The following is a 22,855-nucleotide window of genomic DNA, read 5'->3' on the forward strand; positions in this document are numbered from 1 at the left end:
TCATGATCAGACAATCAGGACACCTGGCATTTTTCCTGCAGCGCTGCGTCCTTCCCGGTAATACCCGGCCTGTTTGCGTGGCAAAAGCAATAAGAGATCAAAAAATGTTGTGCATCCGGAAATTTTTCCTGCTGGCGCTTGTTTTTTCTTTTGTGAAGGGATCTGCGCAAAACAGTGCCGATCTGTACCAGGTGGATGCCCTGGAGAAAGTGTTTAAGGAGCGGGCGTATTTTCCCCCGTTACAGGACGATACGATCCGGGCCGCGGCAGGAGAAACAGCATCCATACAGCTGGTCATCCGGGCTAACCGGATGCTGACCGGGTTGTCGGCTACTGCTGTTTGCCTGCCCGGCAATACGTCAAAGCTCACCGGCAAAACCGGCTGGGTAACCTATGTTCCGGTAGGGCGGAGCTATACACCGGCGTCCAAAGACCTGCTGCGCTCTGTTTCCGGGTACTTTCCCGATCCGATCGTAGATGATACGTTGCTGACGCTGTCTCCGGGAGAGATCAATCCGCTGTGGGTCTCTGTGCCCATACCCGTAAGCACGGCTGCCGGCGTTTACCGGATACAGGTACGTGTAAACGGGTTGGTAAATGGGAAGAAAGAACAGTTCCATCGTACGGTTGCGGTGAAAGTATACCCGGTGAAAGTGCCCGAAACCTCGTTGTGGATCACCAACTGGTCGGCTCATTTTAACCCGGTGTCGCTGGAATTGCTGAACAGGGGCAATAAAGTGGAATTATATTCACCACTGTACTGGGAGCTGCTGAAGGTACATGCGGACATGATGGCATCCCATAATCAGAATGTACACCGGATCTATGCTGCCTGGAACACAAAGTATACATTGCGGGACGGGAAATACAGTTTTGACTTTACCAACTTCGATAAGGAAGCGGAGCTGTTTGACAGGGCCGGCGCTTTGAAACGGATCGAGGGCGGACACCTGGCCTGGAGATCCGGAGCATGGGATGATCCGTTCTTTGTAGAAGTGCCGCTGGAGGATAATGAAGCAACAAGAAAGCTGAAACAGGCCCCAAATCCCTCTATAAAATTATATGGCATGCGCTCCGTGCTGCTGCCTGTGGATGATAGCCGCACGCAGAATTTTCTCAACCAGTTCCTGCCTGCTTTAAAAGCGCACCTCGAACAGAAGGGATGGCTGGGCAGGTACATGCAGCATATATCAGATGAGCCAACCGCAAAGAATGCTCCATCCTATGTAGCGATCAGCAGCTATGTAAAAAAGTATTTGCCGGGTGTAAAGATCATGGATGCGGTACTTACATCAAAAGAACTAAAAGAGGGCATTGATGTATGGATACCGGTACTGGATGTATATCATAAGGATTATGCCTTTTACCAGGAGCTGAAAAAGAATGGCAGGGAAGTGTGGTTCTATACCTGTGTGGGCCCGCGGGGCAATTATGCCAACCGGTTTATTGAGCAGCCGTTGATCCAGACCCGGTACCTGCACTGGATCAATTATAAATACGGGGCTACCGGTTATTTACATTGGGGATTAAATTACTGGGGTGGCCGGGACCCTTTACGGGATGACGCTTCCCGCGACAGGGGCAAGCTTCCGGCAGGCGATGCCAATATTGTATACCCGGGGTATAAAAAACTGTATACCTCCATTCGTTTTGAAGCAATGCGCGATGGCATTTACGATTATGAGTTGTTGAAAATGCTGGAGCAGAAGGATGCGGCAAAAGCAAAGGGGCTGGCAAATGAACTGATCCTGAATTTTAATGATTATGACAACAGCATTCTTTATTTCAGAAAAGTAAGAAAGCGGCTGCTGGAGGCACTGGGTGATTGAGCGGTTGGATTTGAAAATTTGAAAATGGGAGAATGGAAAATTTTAAATGTAACAATGAGGAATCCTTTGTTGCTCTATGACCTTTCCTCCGGAACGAAATCTGCATCAAACTATAAGAGCCGGAAATGTCAATGGTCAATGGTCAATAGTCAATGGTCAATAGTCAATAGTCAATGGTCAATGGTCAATAGTCAATGGTCAATAGTCAATGGTCAATGGTCAATGGTCAATAATCAATAGTCAATGGTCAATGGTCAATGGTCAATAGTTAATGGAACATCAAGCAAGCACACAGATCCAACATCAGACCTCGAATCCCAAACGTAAAACCAGAAATCCGAATGATTCGTAAGCAGTGAAACACGGATCTGACCTGAAACCTTGAACAAAAGAATGATCTGAAGCAGTGAAACACGAATCTAACGTCAAACCTTATACATCCTGTTGGCAGAATTAATATACTCCAGCGGGTCAAAGGTCTTGTCAAATGACTCCTGCAGTTCCTTCATTTTGATCTCCAGGTCTTTGATGCGGCTTCCCAGCTGCGGATCTGTACGGTATTTATCAAACAGCTCTTTGTATTTTAAAAGATTCTGGCTGATGCGGAAGGTGACCTGGCCAAAGCGTTGTTTCAGGGATTGTACGTCGTTCATTTGCACATAAGCCGCCTGCCGCCATTCTTTGGGGTTGCTCTTTTTTTCGTTGGCTACAAACTTTGCCGCTTCATCTCTTACGCGGGTAAGGTATTGGTAGCGTCTTTCAGCATCATTCTGGCGGGAAAAATTGTCGTTAAAATCGGCTTGTGATACTTTTATAATACCGAGGTTTTCCTTCAGCGACTTGTCGTATTTTTTCTGAAGATCCTGCAGCTCGGCGGTAATGGCCTCCCATTCATTTTCGATTTGCCCGTTGTCAAAATTAAACTGGCTGATCTTCATGGTAAGCGTCAGCATTTCTTCGCTTTGTGTTTTCAACGCTTTTTCTTTTTTGCCGATATTGTCGATGTAGGTGGTCATGCTCGAAAACAAAGCGGATGTGATCGGACCGGTAACCGGAACCCCTTTGCTGAAACCGCTGGCAAAACTTAAAAGGTTGCTGGTGACATTCAGGACCGGGCTTTCCGCTTTTTTCTCTTTTACGAAAGCGGCGTAGGAATTATACCACTTGGTATAGCCATCGTAATTCATCGGATTACCGGTTTCGCTCAAAGAGTTAAAGAACGCTTTTGTGGAATTGAAAAGCACCAGGGGCTTGATCTCCCGTTCCATAGAGATCAGGTTGACCATTGCAGACTGGTAGTTGGCCTGGAAGATATTCAGTTCATTCTGCTCGATGGCTTTTTGTTTTTCTTCAACTGCCTGAACCCTTAAGACCAGTTTATCCGCTTTATCTTTTACATCTTTGGATTCATTGATGGATTTGTCGAGAGCCGACATGCGCTGATCCAGCTGTGTTACGGTGGAGTCAAAAGATCTTGTTTTTGAAGTAAAATTTTTCTGAATATCATCAAGAACCTTATCTCTCAGCGACTGGGCGCCAGCCACAGAAGGATCCTGTGCCCGGGCGGAAGAAAGCGCATAAAAAAGTCCTATCAGCAGTGCAAATTTTTTCATCACGTTCATTTATAGTTTTAAAATAGCCATCCATCAGCAGATCTGCAGCAGCACCATCCTGAAAACAACCGTCTCCTGCTGTTCAGGAAAAACACAAATAACCAGCCAAATTGGCCTTTGTGAGGAACACAGACAGGTGAGCTTATTATGGTAGGGCTGGAAATCAGCAATTTAGGGGCGAAAATACTAAAAAAGAGGGAATCGGGGAAACTCAGGAAAGGAGGGACTGGCGCAACAGGAATTCCATCTGCCGGTTATTTTCTTCCAGCTTCTCGGCAATTTGTTTTTTAGAGCGGTTGGTGGCATAGAGGGCAAGCCCCTCCTTTATGGTTTGTCTGAGCAGGGCTTCTTCCCAGGGTTTTTGTATATATTTAAAAACCCGGCCCTTGTTAATTGCATCAACAACTGCATTGATATCTGCATAGCCCGTAAGCAACATCCGGATCGTATCCGGGTAGTCCTTTATAATTGATTCCAGAAATTCAATGCCCGTAGTTTCCGGCATCCGCTGATCGGTGATGATCAGGTGTATCTCCTGTTCTTTTAATACCTGCAGGGCCTCGGCTACCCCCGGGGCAGTAAAAACGGAAAAATCTCTTCGGAAACAGGCTTTAAAGGAGTTCAGGTTATGAATTTCGTCATCGACATACAAGACATTTGAATACTGAAGACTTTGCTCCATAGTTTATTTGGAATTAATATTTGTGTAAGTTTGTGTTTAGATGCTTTTATGCGTAACTTCAAAATTACTTAATATTTATGGAAAAAAACGCAACTGCTAAGGAATCAGCGTTGTTGCAGGCGTTGTCGGATCCCGGGCACGTCTATAAGCCCTTATTTTTTAGAATATATAATGATGATGATAAACAATTGTTCCTGAAACTGCAGGAAACGGTAAAGGACCTGGTTATTTATGATCAAATTTTAAGCCAGCTTCGTGAATATGTGAAGATTTGTTATCTTACGAAACTAAAGCCCGGCGATGACCTGCAGCCGTTCGTAAACGAGCTGCTGGGCAACCGCAGGCAGGAGGAATACGGGGTTTGGGTGTACTACCCCTGGTCGAAGAGACTGGTGCACCTGCTGGATGAGGAGGAGTTTGTGGCCCTGAGGACAAGCAGGAATACCTACAAGATCACCCCGGAGGAACGGGAGCTCCTCCGGTCAAAAAAGATTGGAGTTATCGGGCTGTCTGTAGGACAGTCTATTGCCATTACCCTGGCCATGGAGCGGGTTTGCGGGGCGCTGCACCTGGCCGATTTTGATACGATTGAACTGAGCAATATGAACCGGCTGAACGTGGGTGTGCAGGATATCGGGCTCAACAAGGCCGTTTTGGCTGCGCGCAGGATCGCGGAGCTGGACCCCTTCCTGGAGGTATTATGTTTTGAGGAAGGGATCACCGCACAAAATTTAGACGCGTTCTTCTTAGAAAACGGGAAAATTGATATCCTTGTAGAAGAATGTGATGGGATTGATGTAAAGATCTCCAGCAGGTTAAAGGCCCGGGAACTGGGCGTTCCGGTAGTAATGGACACCAATGACAGGGGGATGCTGGATATCGAGCGGTTTGACCTGGAGCCGGACCGGGCAATATTTCATGGGAGTATTGATGAAGGCATGAATACAGAAAAACTAAAAGGATTGACAAATGAGGAAAAAATTATCATTCTGGGCAAGATATTTGATCTTTCAAAAATCTCCGACCGGATGAAAAGGTCGCTTGGAGAAATGAACAAAACAATCAATGCGTGGCCACAACTTGCGTCCTCCGTTGTTTTGGGGGGAGCCATGGTTACGGATACCTGCAGAAGGATCCTGTTATCAGAGATACACAGTTCCGGCAGGTATTACATAGATTTTAATGATTTAATCAATTAAGAAACTGACCATTGGAAATTGTAATAAGAGCGTTTAGAGCTACTACAGACCCTGGCACGTGTTTGAATTTTATTGAAGGTCATCGTCGGCTGCTTGAATTACATTTTGGTATTGTTGCAATTACTTCAAGTAATCAGGACTGGATGTATCATGATAATACATTTGTGATCGTTGCGGAAGACAAGGAAAGGACCAAGGTATATGGCGGCGCAAGGGTGCAAATGGCTGATGGGAAATTGCAGCTGCCCATCGAAACTGCTATCAGCAAGTATGATCCCTCTGTACATACAATGGCCGGCCAGCCCGGCGTTTCAGAAATTTGCGGGTTATGGAATTCGACGGAAGTTGTCGGTTGGGGTATCGGAAGCTTCTTTATGAGCCGGGCAGGCGTGGCGGTAGCCTGTATGCTGAAATCTACAAAAGTTCTCTTTCTGGCGGCTCCCATTACCGTAAGAATGGGTAAAAGAATGGGTGCAGAAATTGAGACCTCCCTGGGCAACAATGGTAACTTCTTTTATCCAAAAGATGACTTTATCGCTACGGCTATGGCCATCAACGATTGCCCTGTTCTTTCAAAGGCCGATGAAAAAGAGCGGAACCGGATCCTTAGCATCGTTGAGCGCCCGGTACAGCGGGCGCCGGAAGATGGTCCCAAAGGGCAGCTGATGATCGACTATCAACTGGACATAACCGGCTAATGTGATGTATAAGCTGATAACTATATTCCTTTTCTCGCTTTTTTTGATCCGTGCCCAGGGGCAGCAGCTGACCAGCGTTGATGACAGCAAGAAAACGTACCTGGCTACGCATGCACAGATCGAATACCTGGAGGATCAGAAAGGCCAGTATAGCTTCCCGGCCGTAACCAGGCAGCCTTTCCGGTCCTATAAAGGGCAGGTTCCCAATTTCTTTATAAGCCACTCCGTGTTCTGGTTAAGGATCAGGGTACGCAACAATACAGCTTTTTCCCGTTTATTGGTCGCGCTCAGCCATCCCACCCTGGATGAAGTGGTGTTTTATGCCGTAAAAGGAGATGGAACGTTGGTGGACTCGGTCCTGATTTCCGAAAAGGAGCCGTTCGGCAGCCGGGTCAATAAGAACCAGAACTACCTGTTTAATCTTACCATGGAAACGGGCAGCGAACAGACCGTTTATATTAAACTGTATGCGTCTGAGCAGATACTGGTGCCCATAGAAGTGGGTACTATTAAATCCATCCAGGAAGGGCTTGCATTAAAAGACCTTGTTTTTGGCTTGTACACCGGGTTGATCATGGCCATGTTCCTGTATAACTTTTTCCTGCTTTTTTCCACCAATGATAAAAGCTATTTTTATTATATTCTCTATGTGCTTTTTGTTGGATTAAGCCAGGCCATGCTCCAGGGATATGCCTTCCGGTTTTTGTGGCCCGGCTTCCCGGGTTTGAACGGGTATGCCAATGTGCTGATCCCGTTCCTCAATGGTATTGCCGCGGCGGAATTTATCCGGCATTTTCTGAGTCTTAAACAATTGTCGGCAAAGCTCAACCGGCGTATGCTGATCATTGAACTGGCCTATTGCGTAGCTTTTGTACTCTGTATTTTAAAATTCAGGCAGGAGGCCCAGGTGGTGGTGCAATTTGTTGCAGCAGCAGGATCTGCCTACGTATTGGTTATGCTGAGTAACCTGAGCTACCGGAAAATAAGGGTTGCAAAATTCCTGTTGCTGGCGTGGACGGTTTTTTTGTGCAGCGTTATTATTTTCGTATTGAGGAATGCCGGTTTACTTCCTTATAACGATTTTACCTATTATGCCCTGCAGGTCGGATCGGCAGCAGAGGCCATGTTGCTTTCCCTGGCCCTGGCAGATAAGATCAATACCTATCGCCGCGAGGAGGAACTGGCCCGCAAGGAGGCCTTGAGGGTTTCGAGGGAAAATGAGCAATTGATAAAAGAGCAGAACATCATCCTCGAAAACGAAGTAAGGAACCGTACGGAAGAATTACAGCACACCAACGAAGAACTCAAGGAAGCCATGAACCAGATACAGCATACGCAGGCCAAGCTGGTTGAAAATGAAAAGATGGCCTCACTGGGTCAGCTTACTGCGGGCATCGCCCATGAGATCAACAACCCCATCAATTTTGTAACCTCCAACATCCGGCCCCTGGAAGCAGATGTAACGGATCTGCAGCAGGTGATCCATAAGTACGAAACGCTGGACCTGGCAAAGGACCTGCCGCCACAGCTGGCCGATATAGAAAAGTATAAAAAGGAGATCGACCTGGAGTATGTGTATGAAGAGATCGCGATCCTTCTTTCCGGCATCAGGGAAGGGGCAAACCGTACTTCCGAAATTGTAAAGGGGCTGAAGAGCTTTGCAAGGGTTGACGAAGCCAACTGGAAGCGGGTCGATATCAACGAGGGCATTGATTCAACCCTGCTGCTGGTCAAAAATACATTTCCGCAAAATTTTCAGCTGATCAAGGAGCTGGGGACCCTGCCCAGGATCGAATGTGAACCGGGAAAGATCAACCAGGTGATCATGAATATTGTTACCAACGCGGTTCAGGCCATACAGGAACGCATCCTCGAGGACGGGCAGCAGGGGTTGTTAACCATAAAGACCTGGGAGCAGGATGATACCGTAAAAGTGAGCATTGGGGATAACGGAAAGGGGATGCCGGAGGAGGTCCGGAACAAGATCTTTGACCCATTCTTTACGACCAAGGATGTAGGAGAGGGAACGGGGTTGGGCTTATCCATTGTTCAGGGCATTATCGAAAAACACAATGGCTCTATTCAGGTATTCACAGAAACCGGAAGAGGCACTACCTTTGTAATCAGTTTACCCGTTCGCTAAAATACAGCATTGATGCCCGAAATTAACGTACTTTATGTAGATGATGAGCAGCAGAACCTCAACTCCTTTAAAGCCGGTTTTCGTACCCGGTACCGGATCTTTACGGCCATTTCCGTAGCGGCCGCACTGGAGATACTGGATCGGGAGGAGATTCATGTGCTGATATCTGATCAGCGGATGCCTGAGATAACGGGGGTCGAATTTTTTAAAATGACAAAAGAGCGGTATCCCCATATCCCAAGGGTACTGCTTACCGGATATACCGATGTTGAAGTACTGGCAGAAGCGGTAAACAAAGGCGATATCTACCGGTATATTACCAAGCCCTGGGATGAGCTGGAACTGCACAACAGCGTGCTCAATGCTTATGACCACTACAAAGCAAACCGGGATCTCAGCGAGAAGATCATTGAGCTGCAAAAGGCTAACGACGGACTAAACCGGTTTGTTTACAGTCTTTCGCACGAACTGCGGGCGCCCATCGCTTCCGCAATGGGTATCCTGGACCTGGTAAAAATGGAAGGCCGGACCGAAGAATCCGGTGGATACTGGAAACTGATGGATGCCTGTGTTCAGAAGCTGGATTACTATATTTCCCAGACCGTTCAGTTTTACAAAACGGCCCGCTTTAAAGCAGCGCAGGAGCAGATCCATTTTGAAGCCCTGGTGCGTTCCCTCATTGACCTTTACCGGACCTCCAACGGCACCAAAAATATCAATTTTAAGGTAGAGGTAGATGAAGCCGGGGAGTTTTACGGTGATAAATTCCGGATCGAAATAGTGATCGCCAACCTGCTCTCGAACGCGATCAAATGCCAGCGCCCGGAAGAGCCGGATAAAAAAGTGGAGATCCGGATCACCGCAGGCAGTGAGGACGCCCGTATTATTGTAGCAGACAATGGCGTTGGCATGGAAGCGGCAGAGCAGGCAAGGATCTTTGATCCCTTCTTTAAAGGAGCACAGCCCGGCGGTTTGGGGCTGGGGCTATACATCCTGCAGGAGGCCCTGGAAAAGCTGAATGGCACGGTAACGGTGCACTCCATCAGGGGAGAGGGATCCCGGTTTGAAGTCCATGTTCCCAATAACCCGGAAAATAACGGGTAAATGATCCTGATTTTTGAGCGGGGGATGCTTAATTTTGGAGGTGCATATAAGCATTATTTTTAAACAGCATTTTTGTTTTAAATGAATTTTATGAAGCAGCACTCCATCGTACTTTTTATCCTTTTAATCCTGATCTCCTGTAATATGCCCGGCAAAGCACCCGACAAAACAGACACTGCAAACGGCGGAAACCCGCTGTTGGAAGAGAGTACACTTCCATACCAGACCATTCCTTTTGATAAAATAAAAGAGAGCGATTTTGAGCCCGCTTTTGAAATGGGGATGCGGCAGGAGATGGAGGAGGTGGACAGCATTGTTAATAACCCCGCGGCCCCGACCTTTGAGAATACCCTGGTGGCCCTGGAGCGGTCCGGGCGGCTGCTGGATCGGACCAATGCGGCTTTTAATGCGCTCACCAGCGCTAATACCAACGATCATCTCCAGCAGATCCAGGAAGCCATGGCTCCCCGGCTTTCCGCGCACTCGGACTCTGTTTTTATGAATGCCCGGTTATACGAAAAGGTAGCTGCTATCTACAAACAGCTGAACAAGCTGCCGCTTGACCCGGAATCCAAACGGCTGGTGGAATACTATCATCAAAAGTTTGTAATGAACGGGGCTGCTCTTCCTGATTCCGGTAAAACACAGCTGAAGAAGCTGAATGAGGAAGAAGCTACCTTAAGCACAAAGTTCAGCAACCAGTTACTGGCAGCAGCAAAAGCGGGTGCCTTGGTGGTGGATAGCCGGGAAGAGCTGGCCGGGTTGCCGGATGCGGAGATCCAGGCCGCCGGTGAGGCCGCAAAGCGTAATAACCAGGAAGGCAAATACCAGATAGCATTGATCAATACTACCCAGCAACCCGCGCTTCAATCCCTCAGCAACCGGGCAACCCGGCAACGGCTGTTTGAAGCGTCCTGGACAAGGGCCGAAAAAGGGGATTCCAATGACACCCGTAAAAATATCCTGCGAATAGCAGCCATAAGGAAGGAAAAAGCCCGGATACTGGGCTTCCCCGACTATGCTGCGTGGAAATTGCAGGACCAGATGGCCAAGACACCCGAGGCCGTGAACGCATTTTTAAGCAGGCTGATCCCGGTGGCGCTGGCGAAGGCTGCTGCTGAGGCGGAAGATATCAAGGCCGTAAAGACGGGGGAAAAAGATACGGCTGCACTGGCTCCGTATGATTGGGATTTTTACTCCGAAAAAGTACGGAAAGCAAAATATGACCTGGACGAGTCAGCGGTAAAACCCTATTTTGTGCTGGACAGCGTTTTGAAGAACGGCGTATTCTATGCCGCTACACAGTTGTACGGCATTACTTTTAAAGAAAGGAAAGACCTGCCGGTATACCAGGAGGATGTAAAAGTGTACGAGGTGTTTGACAAGGATGGTACCCCCATGGCCCTGTTTTACTGCGATTACTTCAAACGCGATAATAAGAATGGCGGGGCCTGGATGGATAATTTTGTAACCCAGTCCAGGCTCTTTCATACAAAGCCGGTGATCGTGAACGTATGCAACTTTGCCAAACCGGTTCAGGGACAGCCGGCTTTATTGAGTTTTGATGATGTTACAACCATGTTCCATGAGTTTGGTCACGCCCTGCACGGCCTGTTTGCAAGTCAAACATATCCCTCCCTTTCCGGAACAAGCGTATCCCGGGATTTCGTGGAAATGCCTTCGCAATTCAACGAACACTGGGCACTGGATTCAACGGTGTTAAAGAACTACGCCCGGAACTATAAGACCGGCGAAACGATTCCGCAGGCCCTGGTCGATAAGATCAGGAGCGCTGCAACCTTTAACCAGGGGTATGCCATGACCGAGCTGCTGGCCGCTGCAAAGCTGGATATGCAATGGCACCTGCTTTCTTCCGGGGATAGCGCGGTTACTGATGTGGACCGCTTTGAGCAGGAAGCCCTCCGGAAAAACGGGATCTATGTTTCGTATGTTCCGCCACGTTACCGCTCCTCTTACTTTTTGCATATCTGGGCCAACGGCTATTCTGCGGGCTACTACGCCTACAGCTGGGCCGAGATGCTGGATCATGATGCCTATGCCTGGTTTAAAGAGAACGGCGGCTTAAAAAGAGAGAACGGGCAACGGTTCCGTGATATGGTGCTTTCCAAAGGGAATTCTGAAGACCTGGCTGCGATGTATAAGGCATTCCGGGGCAAAGATCCCAGTATTACTCCCTTGCTGGAAAACAGGGGGTTGGTTCCGGGGAAATAGCCGCAGAGATCCCGGCGGGTCTTTCGGCGAACATTTTGCTTCCCATTATGCGCGTGTGTAATGCCGGCGTCGCTTACAGCGTTTCCTTTATAAAGTGCATGTTGAATGGGCATAAAGTAAAAAGAGGCGTTATCAGGATCACTTTTGATAACGCCTCTTTTACAGGTGGTAAAAGCGCTTGTTTCGGGACTGTATTAACTCTTTAAGACCACTTTGAACACGCGTACATTAACCGCTTCATTTTTTAGCCCCGGCAAAGGCAGGACCAATGCTTCTGCTTTTTGGTTCCATTTTATTTTTTTACCCGAGCCCAGTAATGAAACTGCGCTTATTTTTTGCCCCGATATCTTTCCCAGGGCTTTTACAGCCATTTTTTTCCCGGTAATGCTATTGGCAAAGATATAGACGATATCTTTTTTTGCGGTAAACCGTATTTCGGGAAATATGCGTTTCGATGTGGCGTCGTTCAGCACATCCTGCATGGAACTGCCGGCGGCTGTAGGCCCGGTGAAAGTAATGGTATCCGGGATTTCGCCTGCTGTTTTCCACGGCTTCGTCCCATAAATAGCTTCGCCGTTTATCCGCATCCATTTTCCTAATACGGATAACCTTTTGATCGCATGGTCCGGAAAGCTGCCATCGCCTTTGGGGCCTACATTCAGCAAATAATTGCCTCCCTTGCTCACGATCTCTGTTAGCTGGCGCACGAGCAGCTCGGGGCTTTTCCATACAGAATCATACCTGTTATAGCCCCACATACCGCTCATGGTAATACAGGACTCCCAGGGCCGGGTACGGATGGTATTACCGATCTCCTGCTCCATTACTGCATAATCGCCAAAGCCGCCCCCGATCCTGTTGTTTACGATACAATGTGGCTGAATGGACAGTACCAGCTTTTTTAGTTCTTCACTTTGCCTGGGAGTAACCAGCTCATACGTATCAAACCAGACGATCCCTATGTCGCCATACTGTGTCAGTAATTCCCGCAGCTGTGGCTTTACCTTCCGTTCAATATAGCGGCTTAATACTTTGGCCGCTTCATCAGGATAATCCCAGGTATTGCTCCTGCCGCCTTTTACCGGCCAGTTGGTGGGTACATCAGGATCCTGCCAGTCCCTGCCAAGCGAATAGTATACGCAAAACTTCAGATCGTACTTCCGGCAGGCCGCGGCAATATCTTTGAGCGGATCTCTGGCAAAAGGGGTTTGCTTTACAATATTATAATCGCTTGAAGGGGAGTTGTACATGGCAAAACCATCATGGTGTTTGGCCGTAATGACCACGTACTTCATACCCGCATCCCTGGCCATGCGCACCCAGGCGTCTGCATCAAATTTTTGCGGGTCAAAGCGGCTGCCCAGTACGGAGCCGTATTCTCTCCAGGGGATTTTTTCGTACAGCATAAAATGCTCATTGCCCCGGTACGGCTTCCCCTTCCAGTCGCCTCCGGCTTCGGAATAGAGTCCCCAGTGTAAAAATATACCAAACCGGGCGTCCGTCCACCATTGCATCCGCTTTTCCCGGGCTTCGGGCGTTTCCGGTGTTGTTGTTTGGGCTGCCGCTTTTACAAATAAAAAAAGGATAACGGCAAACACGGCAAGGTTTCTATACTTCATCTGCAAGGGTTCTTTATAAACGATTTCAATGGATCAATATTGCCCCGGGCTTCATTATTGCAGGGCAATCGAAAGGCTTCCGTTTGCGGCCTGTACAATTTTTAATGAGTCCTTACCGCGTACGGGGGTATACATTTCATCAGTATACCTGTTGGGTTTATAAAAAGAAAGATAATATACCCATGTATTGATTTTGAAACCGGGCAGGAGCATTTTTGCATTCCTGTTGTCAATCTCAGTGATGCGGGCATTGCCCGACAGGTCGGTCCAGTAGATCTCGGTCTTTACATTTACCGTATCAACAATTCCTTTAAAGGCCAGGTAAACCGAGTCCATCGGTATCTTATTGGAAACCTTGGCAGCAGCTGCAACGCCCGTTACGGGCCTGTTATTGAGCCCTGCCAGGTATACATCGCCGATACTGCGCACGTTGCTTAAATAAATGGCTTTGGAATAAGTACCGTTGCTGTAAACGGACTGGATGGTGAAATTATTTACCATATAATCCGGGATATTGGGAATGGTCAGTTTTATAAATGACCCGGGGTCATTGGATGTTGCCGGAAACCGTAAGGAATCGGCTTTATTGTTCCAGTAAACCACGTATTCCGTAACCCGGGGATCGGGGCTGGGGTTAAACCTGAAGGTGACCTGGTGATATTGCGGCTGAATGACCACGTTCTGGGGCGCCCCCGGGTAATTGATCTCATCATTACCCAGGTATTTCCTGTATTCCGTAGGTTTATTACAGGCATAGATAACAGCCATGATCATTACTGTGCCCAGCAATATATATTTACCTCTCATTTTATTTTCTTTTAATAGTATTGTTAAGAATGTATGCTCCTGCTTTTATTTTACAACCTGCCCGAAGAATATCAGCTCGTTAAAAAGACATTCTCCCATTGTTCCGTCAAAATTTTGTTCGCAGGAGAAGCGGATATACCGGACATCAGGAATATCAAGGTCAAAATCGAATGGGAAGCCTGCATTGAGGAATGCTACGTCTGCTGCCGTAACTCCTGTGGCCTGTCCTGAAGGCTTGGGAGGGTGAAGGAACCGCCCCAGGCACACCCAGTTACCTGTAACGGTACCTTTTTCAGCACCCAATGGCAACGGCACATCCTGTGGTACTACATCGCTGCAGCCCCAGATCGTCCATTCCATCGGGTTTTGGTTGGTCCAGGCAAATTGATTTGAAGCTCCGTTCCTGGTATATAACAGGTACCGGCTTAGGGTTCTCTTACCTCCCAGGTCAATGGTGCAGGAAACGGGGAATGCAGGAGCGCCCGTACCACGCCAGCAGTTGGCCGCATCATTATTATTGGCAAACGTATTGTTTACCAGGTTAACTACCGGCCAGGCGGGATTGGCATCTGTAGTTAAAGCATAGGACTGCATGGTAGGATATTTCGGTAATTGTATCTCAAATATGGGTTTTATCCATTGATAAATGGTGTCCGAGTGGTTGCCGAACTGATCCATCGTTACAAAACCCCAGTAATAGTTAAGGGAATCGTATCCGCGCACCGTGGTCGAAAGCAACGAGTCTTTGCCAAAATGTTGGGTAACGGGCTTCATTACCTGGTAGGCGGAATCATATTTTAAAATAGCAATACCCACGTTAGACCGGTTCTGGTTATTCAGCACCACGTTAACCCCGCCAAAAGTGCTCCGGATCATCATGTCCTCTTTTACCAGCAAATAAGGAGGCCTGGTGGGGCTTACGGTGGCGCTTACAGGCTCAGAACGTACATTGGCCCTGCTTACGGTAACCAGTTCTACCTTATAATCGGCATCCTTGGAAAAACCATCCACCACTATTTTGTTGGAGTAATAACTGGAAACGGATTGCCGCTTAACACCGGGCCGTATTTCGTAGGTAGCTTCTACATACAAAATATTATTGGAGTGGGGGAGGGTATAGGTAAGGGTAGCGGTGCCGGCATCATTTTGCACCTGTACATCCGATACGGGGCCGGGAGGGGTTTTGTCCGCAGCTACGATCTCGTTATAGCTAACGGGCTTGGTGCAGGCTACCGGCAAAAAAGCCACCGTTAACATAATCCATATTATATTGAATATCTTTTTCATTCTTTTGTAATTTTTAAACCAGATTTTTTTCGGACAGTGTGATTACCAGTATAGATTTTGCACAATGAGCGGGTTGTTTAAAATAACCGTTTCGTCAAATGGCCAGAAATAGTTCTTCTCCGTTATATTGGGTGAGAAGAGATTGGTTAGTCTGTAAAAATCGGATGCAGTGGTCGTGCCCCGGTAATTCCAGCCCTGGTATGGGAGCGCATTCACGGAAAGGTATTCTTTCCACCGTTTCAGGTCCCATCCAATCTCTCCCTCAAAGCAGAGCTCAATTCTTCGCTCCTGGTGTATAATACTTCTCAGCCCGTCTTTTGAAAAAGGTTTTGCCGCGTTGGAGGAGTAGGTGGCCCATGACTGCACAACGCCCTGCAGGCCGGCTCTGAACCGCACCGAATCAATATAGCGGTATGCTTCGGCATTGGGGCCCTGGGCCTCATTCAATGCTTCCGCATACAATAACTGCAGGTCTGCCAAACGGATAACGGGAGGATAATAGGCTACTTCTGTGAGTGAGTTTCCGTTAAAAGTGGTTTTATAATTGACCAGTTTTTTGGGCCAGTAACCGGTGTAGCTGGACACCAGGCCCGGGTATCCCTTTGCATAATTGAGGCCACTGGCATTGGCAGCGTTCTCTACGCCCATTCCATACCAGATACCGCGGTCAAAAGCCAGGTCGGCATAGAACCGGGGTTCCCTGTTAAAATGAAGCCTGGCAGTGGGGCCACTGGCGCTGATATAGTATTTATGATCTGCACCGGCAGTTGCGGTAGTGTACCGGCCTGCATAATCGTAGGTCTCGTCTTCATCAATAGGAACACCGTTATTGGTATAAAACAGCTCAGCCATATTTAAGGGAACAGCCACTACCGCATCCCCATCAACACTCCGGGTGGCGCTTGTTGAAGCCAGGGAAGCAAAATAGCGCTGATGCCTGTTGATAACGTTCCCCGGCCAGATCACTTCCGGGATGATGGCATTAACGGACCGGTCGAAATTAACGGGCCCCTGGATGGAAAGCAATCGCATGATCGAATCAGGGATATAATTCGTATTGTTGGTAGGCTTTACATATTTATACAGTGTGGCTCCCTGGTCTTCGCAGATATCGAGCGCCTTGCGGCAGGCTTCGGCCGCAGCGCTCCATTTGGATGCGTCGTACTCCTGGGGGAAAAGCCGGGTGCCATCTTTATTGGCCAGCGTTTTAAAATCGTTATCCCCGTTAAATAAAGGACTTGCCTGCAATACGGCTGCCTTTGCTTTAAGCGTGGCGGCCATTACCTGGGTAAACCGGCCGTATTCGGTCGAAACATCGTAAACAGCGGGTGGCAAACCGGGAAGTGCTTCATCTATTAACGAGTAGATATACGCGAATACCGAGTCGCTTGGTGCCCTGGGCACACGTGCTTCTTCTGTTGGCGTGTATATAGGCTGATTTACTTTTACTAAAGGAACGGGTCCGTATTTTCTTACCAGCCAGTAATAATAAAAGGCCTTAAGGGTTTTGACCTCGGAGATCCACCGGGTTTTTTCATCCAGCCCTAGGTCCGGCGCAATATTTACGTTTTCCAGGAACGTATTGCATCTTCTTATGGCCACGTAAATACCAGAAAAATCGTTTTGGATATTGGTATTGGCAGCTGTGCCATAGGGCGATAAGTTGCCGTACAGCACCCAGAAGCCATTTACGTTGTATTCACTTCCGAAGTTGATCCCGGTAAGATTGTTCCGCATGATCAGTTCTCCTGAGCTCGTCCATCCCGGGTTATTTTCCGGCGCCTGCAGGTTCTGCATGCGCTGGTAACAGGAGAATAAATAGTTTTCCGTTTCATTTCTGTTCCTGAATGCATATTCGATCGTAGCCACGTTGTCTGGTATAATATCCAGGTACTTTTTGCAGGAGGCTGCTATAGAGATCACCAGGCAGGCGATAATATATTTTTTCATACACTGACTATAAATTAGTTTATACTTATTTGTGCACCAATATTTAATACTTTCTGAATGGGGTAGGCAAAGCCGTTACCTCCCTGTTCCACATCCCACAGCTTAAACCCGCTGATCGTGAATAAATTCATGCCGCTGGCATACAGCCTGCAACTTTTGATCCGGAGCCTTTGTAACAGGTTACCCGGTAAGGAGTATCCGGCTTCTACACTTTTTAATCTTAAGAATGAACCATTACGCATCCACCAGGTACTGGTTTGCAGGTTGTTGGTGATTTGATTGGAGGAGGTTCCAAAGCGGGGATATAAGGCATACAGGTTCCTGTCCGACTCTGACCAGTGATCATCGGCAAAAGCTTCTAACAGGAGCGTGGTGCTGGCCGGCGCTCCTCCTCCCATAAACGGGCTAACGGCGCCGGGGTTTATAAAGAGACTTGTCTTGGCATTCCCCTGGAAAAAGAAGGCGATATCAAACTGTTTGATCCTGCTGCTTAAGCCAAAACCGTAAGTGACCTGGGGTGTTGTGGGATCGCCGATCGGCACCATATCGGCTGTTGTTATTTGCCCATCGCCGTTCACATCACGATACTTGATGTCGCCGCCCATGGTTCCTGCAAACTGGGAGGGGGAATTGGCTACCTCCTGGTCATCCACAAACAATCGCTCAGCAATATAGCCGTACCGCTGGTTAATGAGGGCCCCCGTTTTGCGACGCCAGGGCTCTCCCGGATAATCGGGCTCTTCGTTAAATATATATTTTGACTGTGTTGCTGTAAGGTTGGCCCTGCCGGCGATCATAATATCCTTGGCTACCATGGTACTGTAATCCAGGGAAAGATCCAGCCCCCTGGATTCGGCCTTCCCGAGATTGGCTCCGATACCTGTTTCCAAACCCATGGATGCGATCGGAAGTCTTGTCTGGTAAATATTATCGCGTTTTTGTTTGTAAACCTCGATAACGGTTTTCAGATCCTTCAGGATCGTTAATTCCGCGCCCAGGCTTAGCTGGTTGGACCGCTCCCAGCTCACAAGCGGGTTGGGATAGTTGGATATGGCAACCCCGGGCCGGGTATAACCATTGGTAACGCCAAAGGAGGCTCCGTTGCCACCCGTCAGGTCAACATTGGAAAGATAGAAGAACCGGTTGCCCGAAATATTATCGTTACCGGCAAAGCCATAAGAGCCGCGTAGCTTAAAGGAGTTGATCACATCAGCCAGGAAAGATTCCTGCCAGAACTTTTCACGGGAAAGTACCCAGGCAGCACCAACCGTTGGAAAAAAGCCAAATCGTTTTTCTTCCGAAAAGCGCTCCGAACCATTGTATCCAAAGCTGAAATCGGTGATATATCTTTTTGCATACGTATAAGTGACACTACCGGAGTAGTTCAGGTTCCTGTAGGGGAGCGTACCCTGTAAAGACCCGTCGAAAGCTCCGTTGGCAGAAGTGCTCAAAACCCTTTCCTGGCGGGCACCGATTACTTTTGCGCTGATATTATGATCAATGGCAAAGGTCTTGTCGTAACTCAGCACCCCCTGCATATACACCTGTGAGGTGACGATATTGGGAGACCTGCTGAAATCCAGGTATTCCGTTGGCTTGCTGCCATCCGTAACATTGTTCAGCCACAATAAGCTGTACTGGTCTTTAACCGCATCGTAGTTTTGCACGGCATAGTAAAAGGGATTATAGGTCCTGTTGATACTGTAGTTAGAAAACCGGGTTGTGGATATCATTCCCGAAAATTTTAGCCCCGGCAACAGCATCCTCAGATCCTGCGCAATATTAAGCTGCGCGTTAATGGTAGAACGGTAAAACTGGGAGTATCCCCTCATCAGGTTCGCATAAGGGTTAACGGAAAGCCCCCCGTTGGTATTGCCAAACAGGATATGCTTTGTGTATATGTTAGCCTGATCCGGTAAAAAATAAGCAGGAAATGCAATGGGGTCCGTATGCATCACCACATTCCACAGATCGGAAGCTCCGCTTGGATCGCTGGTTATAGGACCGTTGTACTGGTCAAAGATACCGCCCAGCAATACGGACAAAACCGTTGATTTGGTGAGGTTCATATCAATGTTTGACCGCAGCTGGTAACTCTTTAGCTTCACATTGTTGTTAAAGTTGTTTACAGGGTCCACTTTAAGGATCCCGTTATCTACATTGTACGAACCCGATACAAAATATTTTGCGAGGTTACTGCCGCCCCGGATATTGATATTGGCCCGCTGGTTATTGGTATACTTTTTAAACAGGAGGTCTGCCCAGTCGTTTACCGGGTAAACATAAGGGTTATACCCGGGCGCTTTATCAATGGTTTGCTGGGTAAAATAGATCTTGTCTGCGGTATACCGTTCCCCGGCATAGGGATCGCGGGTTACAGAAGCCTCATTATACATCTTCATAAAAGTAATGGGGTCTGCAAGCTGAAGGTTTTTGGTAGGCTGCGACATGGAGTTATCAAACTGGCCGCTTACTACAGGGGTTCCGATCTTTCCTCTTTTGGTCATTACCAGGACCACGCCATTGGCGCCGCGGGATCCATACAGGGCGGTAGCCCCTGCATCTTTCAATATAGAAAAGGATTCGATATCATTCACCTGCAGGCGCGCCAGGTCATTGGTGCTGGACTCCAGGTTATCGATAATGATCAGCGGGCTGCTGGAATAGCCAAAGGTAGTTACGCCGCGTATGAAAAATTGCGCATTGTCGTATCCTGGCTGTCCGCCCGGCTGGTAGGCGATGATGCCGGCAACTTGCCCGGCGAGGGAAGTGGTTAGATTGCTGGAAGGGATGCGCAGGTTGTCGGGGTTAACGGTAGTAACCGACCCGGTAACAGCCTCACGCATCTTCTTTTCACCGTATGCAGTGATCACGATCTCTTCTGCCCTGGTATCAGCCAGGCTTAAAACAGCGTCAATAACGCCTGATTTGCTGACCGGGATGGTTACGGTGTTATACCCCGTATAAGATATTTCAAGTGTACCTCCTTCGTCAGGAACAGCCAGGGAATAGTTACCATTGGCATCGGTTTTGGTGGCGATATTCGTTCCTCTCAGCGCTACAGTAGCCCCGGCAAGCGGGCTCCCTGCCGAATCCTTTACGGTACCCACTACATCAATGCGTGGCGGCGGGGCCGGTTCTTTGCTCACGGGTTTTACCGCGGGCGCAACATCCGGAATTTTATCGCTTTTTGAAACTACAATGGTTTTGCCAACAATTTTATAATCGAGGCCTTTCCCGTTCAGGCAGGCTGCCAATGCCTCTTTTAAAGAAACATTCTTTACGTTCACGGTTACGGCACCCACTTGTTGTGTCAGCTCGTAGTTATACAAAACATCATAGCCGCTTTGCCGCTGGATCTGCTTCAGTACATTGGACAGGGACACGTTTTTTTCCGAAAGGGTTATTTGTGAAAAACCCGTAGCGCTCGCAGCCAGGCACGTAAACAGCAGTAGGATCGTTGTTAATTTCATAACACGCAACAGTTGTTTAATTGAGATTTTTTGAGTTGATTCCTTTTCCGGCAACAGGCGTTTTGCTTCATTCGCAAAAGAACTGCAGGAGCAGCTGCACATCTGGCCGTACGATTTTAATACCATACCTTTGTTCTGATTTGAGCGTTAAAAAATAAAAAAATAGCAATCAGTCATTATTGATTGTTGTTTACCGCCCATGCCTCCAAGCCGGGACGGGTAAAAAGTTAACCTCTTAACGACCGGGGCGTTGCCGCGCCACCGGTCATTTATTTTTAGTCAATTGAAAGTGATGATCAGGGCATAATCGTTACTGTTTTTCCTTCTATCCTGAATTTTGCGCCACCGGTGGCCTCTAAAAGCTTCAGCACCCCGGACACATTTACCTGCCTTGATATAGAGCCGCCGAAATGTGCAGTGATCTTTCCGGCATAATGCACATCTATATCATACCATCTTGCCAGCTGCCGCATAAGGGTTTCGATATCGGTTTTTTCCCCAAAGTCAAACCGGTCATTTTTCCAGGCCATCACTTCCTCCAGGTTTGAATTATTGGAAATAACCAGGTTATCGGTGATCCGGGCCTGCTGGCCGGGCCGTAACCGCGCGGCCGGTTTTACCGGCGATGAGGAAGGAAGGTTCAGAAGCACACTTCCTTCCAGAAGCGTGGTCCGGATCGCGTTTTCATCATCGTAGGCGTTCACATTAAAGTGGGTGCCCAATACCGTTATTTCGCCGCCCTGCACCCCGCTGAAGGACGGGAGCACTACTTTAAAAGGCTTCTCCGGATCATGCGCTACCTCAAAATAGGCCTCCCCGGTAATCGAAACTTTTCTTTCATTGCCTACAAAGGCCGCCGGATAGCGGATGGAAGATCCTGAGTTGAGCCATATATGTGTGCCATCGCTCAGGATCATATCGATCACTTTGCTGCCGCGGGGGTTGGTCAGTGTGTTATAGAGCACTTCGGAAGCGGCGCCTTTATAAATGATCCTGCCATCGGCGAGCTTGAGCACATGCACACCGCCCTGGTTAACAAGGGCTCCTTTGGTCAAACTATCCAGGTAAACCTGTTGCCCGTTTGAAAGGGTAAGGGTTGCCCGGTTTGTTTGGGGCGCTTTTACATCATGAAGCAGGGCGACCGGCTGCGGACCTGTGTCTTTTTTAAAAAAGGCAAAATAAAAACCGGTTGACAATATCGCCAGGATAGCAACGGCTGCAGCCACCCCCCGCCAGTGCATCAACAGGCGCCTGCCCCGGGGAGCTGCCGGCGCGGCCCCGCCCGGGGAAATGACCGTATCAAATATCCTGTCCCAGTTTACCTGGTCAAATGTCTGGTCGAGAGTATGCCCGTTCCAGAGTTTTTGCACATAGTCCTTCAATACGACATCCTCCTGCGAGTGCTGCAACCACTCCAAAAGTTCCTCTTCTTCCTGTGAAGTAGCTTTTTGAGCCGTATAGGCATCCAGTAAATAAATGATCCGCTCTTTGGATAATGGCATACAATTCAAATTGAAAAGCAGTTTGTGAACCGTCTTTAACAAGGATCTATAAAAGATCCCTGGAAAACGATCTTGTACTACCCGGTTCTTAAATTTTTTTTATTATTTTCCTATATTGTTGAAAATCATCAACATATAAACAAGGGCAGCCTTGTCTAAATAAGTCCGGATAAACCGGGTGGCATCTGCAAGGTGGTTGCGCACGGTATTAGGGGATATATGCAGCTGTTCGGCTATCTGTTCCCGGGAAAAACCGTCCTGCCGGGATAGCCGGAATACCTTTTGCTGTTGCTGCGGCAATTTGGTTACGGCTTCATTAATAAGCCTTTCGCTCTCACGCAGCAACAGTGTTTCCTCGGTGATATTATGAAAACGGGGCGATTCGGCGATCAGTTTCAGCAGTTTACGGTCCAATGCCAGCTTTTTATAATATTTGTACACCTGGCGGTAAAGGGTGGTAAAGAAATAGGCATCCAGATGCTCAATCGTTGCCAGCTCTGCTCTTTTCTGCCATATTTTGATAAAGATATCCTGGACCATTTCTTCTGCAATAACATCAGAAGCAGTCATTTTTAATGCAACGGCATAAAACCGGTCTTTATATTCTTCAAATAACACACGGAAGGACCTTTCATCGCCGGCTGCAACCAGCCTCAGCAATTCATGTGATATCATATGATCGATTTGAATAACCCATGGAATTTAGTAAACGGGCGA

General features: G+C 48.0%; 15 protein-coding genes. 6 read left to right on the forward strand and 9 right to left on the reverse strand.

The window, feature by feature from the left end; all coding sequences use genetic code 11:
• The first annotated feature begins 2 nt into the window (after nt 1-2).
• Complete coding sequence (locus BLS44_RS04385; RefSeq protein ID WP_090388831.1) at nt 3-1,829, forward strand: glycoside hydrolase domain-containing protein; 1,827 nt, start codon at nt 3-5, stop codon at nt 1,827-1,829.
• 425 nt (nt 1,830-2,254) lie between these two features.
• On the opposite strand, the gene BLS44_RS04395 is transcribed toward BLS44_RS04385, so the two are convergent.
• Both BLS44_RS04395 and BLS44_RS04400 read right to left on the reverse strand, forming a co-directional pair.
• Entirely contained in the window at nt 2,255-3,442 is a 1,188-nt protein-coding gene (locus tag BLS44_RS04395; RefSeq protein WP_245729097.1) for a hypothetical protein, read from the reverse strand.
• Nucleotides 3,443-3,653: 211 nt separating this feature from the next.
• Nucleotides 3,654-4,124 carry a response regulator gene (locus BLS44_RS04400; RefSeq protein WP_090388833.1) on the reverse strand — a complete coding sequence of 157 codons (471 nt, stop codon included), beginning with the start codon at nt 4,122-4,124 and terminating at the stop codon, nt 3,654-3,656.
• A gap of 77 nt (nt 4,125-4,201) precedes the next feature.
• Here BLS44_RS04400 and BLS44_RS04405 point away from each other — a divergent pair, with 77 nt between their 5' ends.
• The 5 genes from BLS44_RS04405 (at nt 4,202) to BLS44_RS04425 (ending at nt 11,500) form a co-directional block, all read left to right on the forward strand.
• Complete coding sequence (locus BLS44_RS04405) at nt 4,202-5,323, forward strand: ThiF family adenylyltransferase (RefSeq protein ID WP_090388834.1); 1,122 nt, start codon at nt 4,202-4,204, stop codon at nt 5,321-5,323.
• Nucleotides 5,324-5,466: 143 nt separating this feature from the next.
• Nucleotides 5,467-6,021, forward strand: coding sequence for a hypothetical protein (locus tag BLS44_RS04410; protein WP_245729098.1), 555 nt, complete (start codon nt 5,467-5,469; stop codon nt 6,019-6,021).
• 4 nt (nt 6,022-6,025) lie between these two features.
• Entirely contained in the window at nt 6,026-8,164 is a 2,139-nt protein-coding gene (locus tag BLS44_RS04415; RefSeq protein WP_090388836.1) for a sensor histidine kinase, read from the forward strand.
• A 12-nt stretch (nt 8,165-8,176) separates the two neighbouring features.
• Nucleotides 8,177-9,268, forward strand: coding sequence for a hybrid sensor histidine kinase/response regulator (locus tag BLS44_RS04420; protein WP_176954314.1), 1,092 nt, complete (start codon nt 8,177-8,179; stop codon nt 9,266-9,268).
• Between the two features lie 90 nt (nt 9,269-9,358).
• A complete protein-coding gene (locus BLS44_RS04425; RefSeq protein ID WP_090389163.1) occupies nt 9,359-11,500 on the forward strand; it encodes a M3 family metallopeptidase in 2,142 nt (713 codons plus the stop codon).
• Between the two features lie 194 nt (nt 11,501-11,694).
• On the opposite strand, the gene BLS44_RS04430 is transcribed toward BLS44_RS04425, so the two are convergent.
• The 7 genes from BLS44_RS04430 to BLS44_RS04460 all read right to left on the reverse strand — a co-directional run bounded on the left by BLS44_RS04430 (nt 11,695) and on the right by BLS44_RS04460 (nt 22,813).
• A complete protein-coding gene (locus BLS44_RS04430) occupies nt 11,695-13,119 on the reverse strand; it encodes an alpha-L-fucosidase (protein WP_090388838.1) in 1,425 nt (474 codons plus the stop codon).
• A 54-nt stretch (nt 13,120-13,173) separates the two neighbouring features.
• Nucleotides 13,174-13,926, reverse strand: a complete 753-nt coding sequence (locus BLS44_RS04435; RefSeq protein WP_090388839.1) for a DUF4998 domain-containing protein — start codon at nt 13,924-13,926, stop codon at nt 13,174-13,176.
• A 45-nt stretch (nt 13,927-13,971) separates the two neighbouring features.
• The gene (locus BLS44_RS04440; RefSeq protein ID WP_090388840.1) at nt 13,972-15,213 is read right to left on the reverse strand and encodes a DUF4959 domain-containing protein; all 1,242 of its coding nucleotides are present in this window, start codon (nt 15,211-15,213) and stop codon (nt 13,972-13,974) included.
• A 42-nt stretch (nt 15,214-15,255) separates the two neighbouring features.
• Nucleotides 15,256-17,163 (reverse strand): RagB/SusD family nutrient uptake outer membrane protein, encoded by a 1,908-nt coding sequence (locus BLS44_RS04445; protein ID WP_090388841.1) that lies wholly within the window; start codon nt 17,161-17,163, stop codon nt 15,256-15,258.
• Nucleotides 17,164-17,177: 14 nt separating this feature from the next.
• On the reverse strand, nt 17,178-20,636 hold the full coding sequence (locus BLS44_RS04450; RefSeq protein ID WP_090389164.1) for a TonB-dependent receptor: 3,459 nt from the start codon (nt 20,634-20,636) through the stop codon (nt 17,178-17,180).
• Between the two features lie 296 nt (nt 20,637-20,932).
• Entirely contained in the window at nt 20,933-22,138 is a 1,206-nt protein-coding gene (locus tag BLS44_RS04455) for a FecR family protein (protein ID WP_090388842.1), read from the reverse strand.
• Between the two features lie 102 nt (nt 22,139-22,240).
• A complete protein-coding gene (locus tag BLS44_RS04460) occupies nt 22,241-22,813 on the reverse strand; it encodes an RNA polymerase sigma factor (RefSeq protein ID WP_090388843.1) in 573 nt (190 codons plus the stop codon).
• Nucleotides 22,814-22,855: the final 42 nt, after the last annotated feature.

This window comes from Niabella drilacis, assembly GCF_900101395.1.
Lineage (GTDB): Bacteria > Bacteroidota > Bacteroidia > Chitinophagales > Chitinophagaceae > Niabella > Niabella drilacis.

Coding starts and splice junctions, on each gene's coding strand:
- BLS44_RS04450 (WP_090389164.1), bottom strand. CDS start 20,636: ATGAAATTAACAACGATCCTACTGCTGTTTACGTGCCTGGCTGCGAGC.
- BLS44_RS04400 (WP_090388833.1), bottom strand. CDS start 4,124: ATGGAGCAAAGTCTTCAGTATTCAAATGTCTTGTATGTCGATGACGAA.
- BLS44_RS04440 (WP_090388840.1), bottom strand. CDS start 15,213: ATGAAAAAGATATTCAATATAATATGGATTATGTTAACGGTGGCTTTT.
- BLS44_RS04385 (WP_090388831.1), top strand. CDS start 3: ATGATCAGACAATCAGGACACCTGGCATTTTTCCTGCAGCGCTGCGTC.
- BLS44_RS04435 (WP_090388839.1), bottom strand. CDS start 13,926: ATGAGAGGTAAATATATATTGCTGGGCACAGTAATGATCATGGCTGTT.
- BLS44_RS04455 (WP_090388842.1), bottom strand. CDS start 22,138: ATGCCATTATCCAAAGAGCGGATCATTTATTTACTGGATGCCTATACG.
- BLS44_RS04415 (WP_090388836.1), top strand. CDS start 6,026: ATGTATAAGCTGATAACTATATTCCTTTTCTCGCTTTTTTTGATCCGT.
- BLS44_RS04420 (WP_176954314.1), top strand. CDS start 8,177: ATGCCCGAAATTAACGTACTTTATGTAGATGATGAGCAGCAGAACCTC.
- BLS44_RS04410 (WP_245729098.1), top strand. CDS start 5,467: ATGTATCATGATAATACATTTGTGATCGTTGCGGAAGACAAGGAAAGG.
- BLS44_RS04460 (WP_090388843.1), bottom strand. CDS start 22,813: ATGATATCACATGAATTGCTGAGGCTGGTTGCAGCCGGCGATGAAAGG.
- BLS44_RS04405 (WP_090388834.1), top strand. CDS start 4,202: ATGGAAAAAAACGCAACTGCTAAGGAATCAGCGTTGTTGCAGGCGTTG.
- BLS44_RS04395 (WP_245729097.1), bottom strand. CDS start 3,442: ATGAAAAAATTTGCACTGCTGATAGGACTTTTTTATGCGCTTTCTTCC.
- BLS44_RS04425 (WP_090389163.1), top strand. CDS start 9,359: ATGAAGCAGCACTCCATCGTACTTTTTATCCTTTTAATCCTGATCTCC.
- BLS44_RS04445 (WP_090388841.1), bottom strand. CDS start 17,163: ATGAAAAAATATATTATCGCCTGCCTGGTGATCTCTATAGCAGCCTCC.
- BLS44_RS04430 (WP_090388838.1), bottom strand. CDS start 13,119: ATGAAGTATAGAAACCTTGCCGTGTTTGCCGTTATCCTTTTTTTATTT.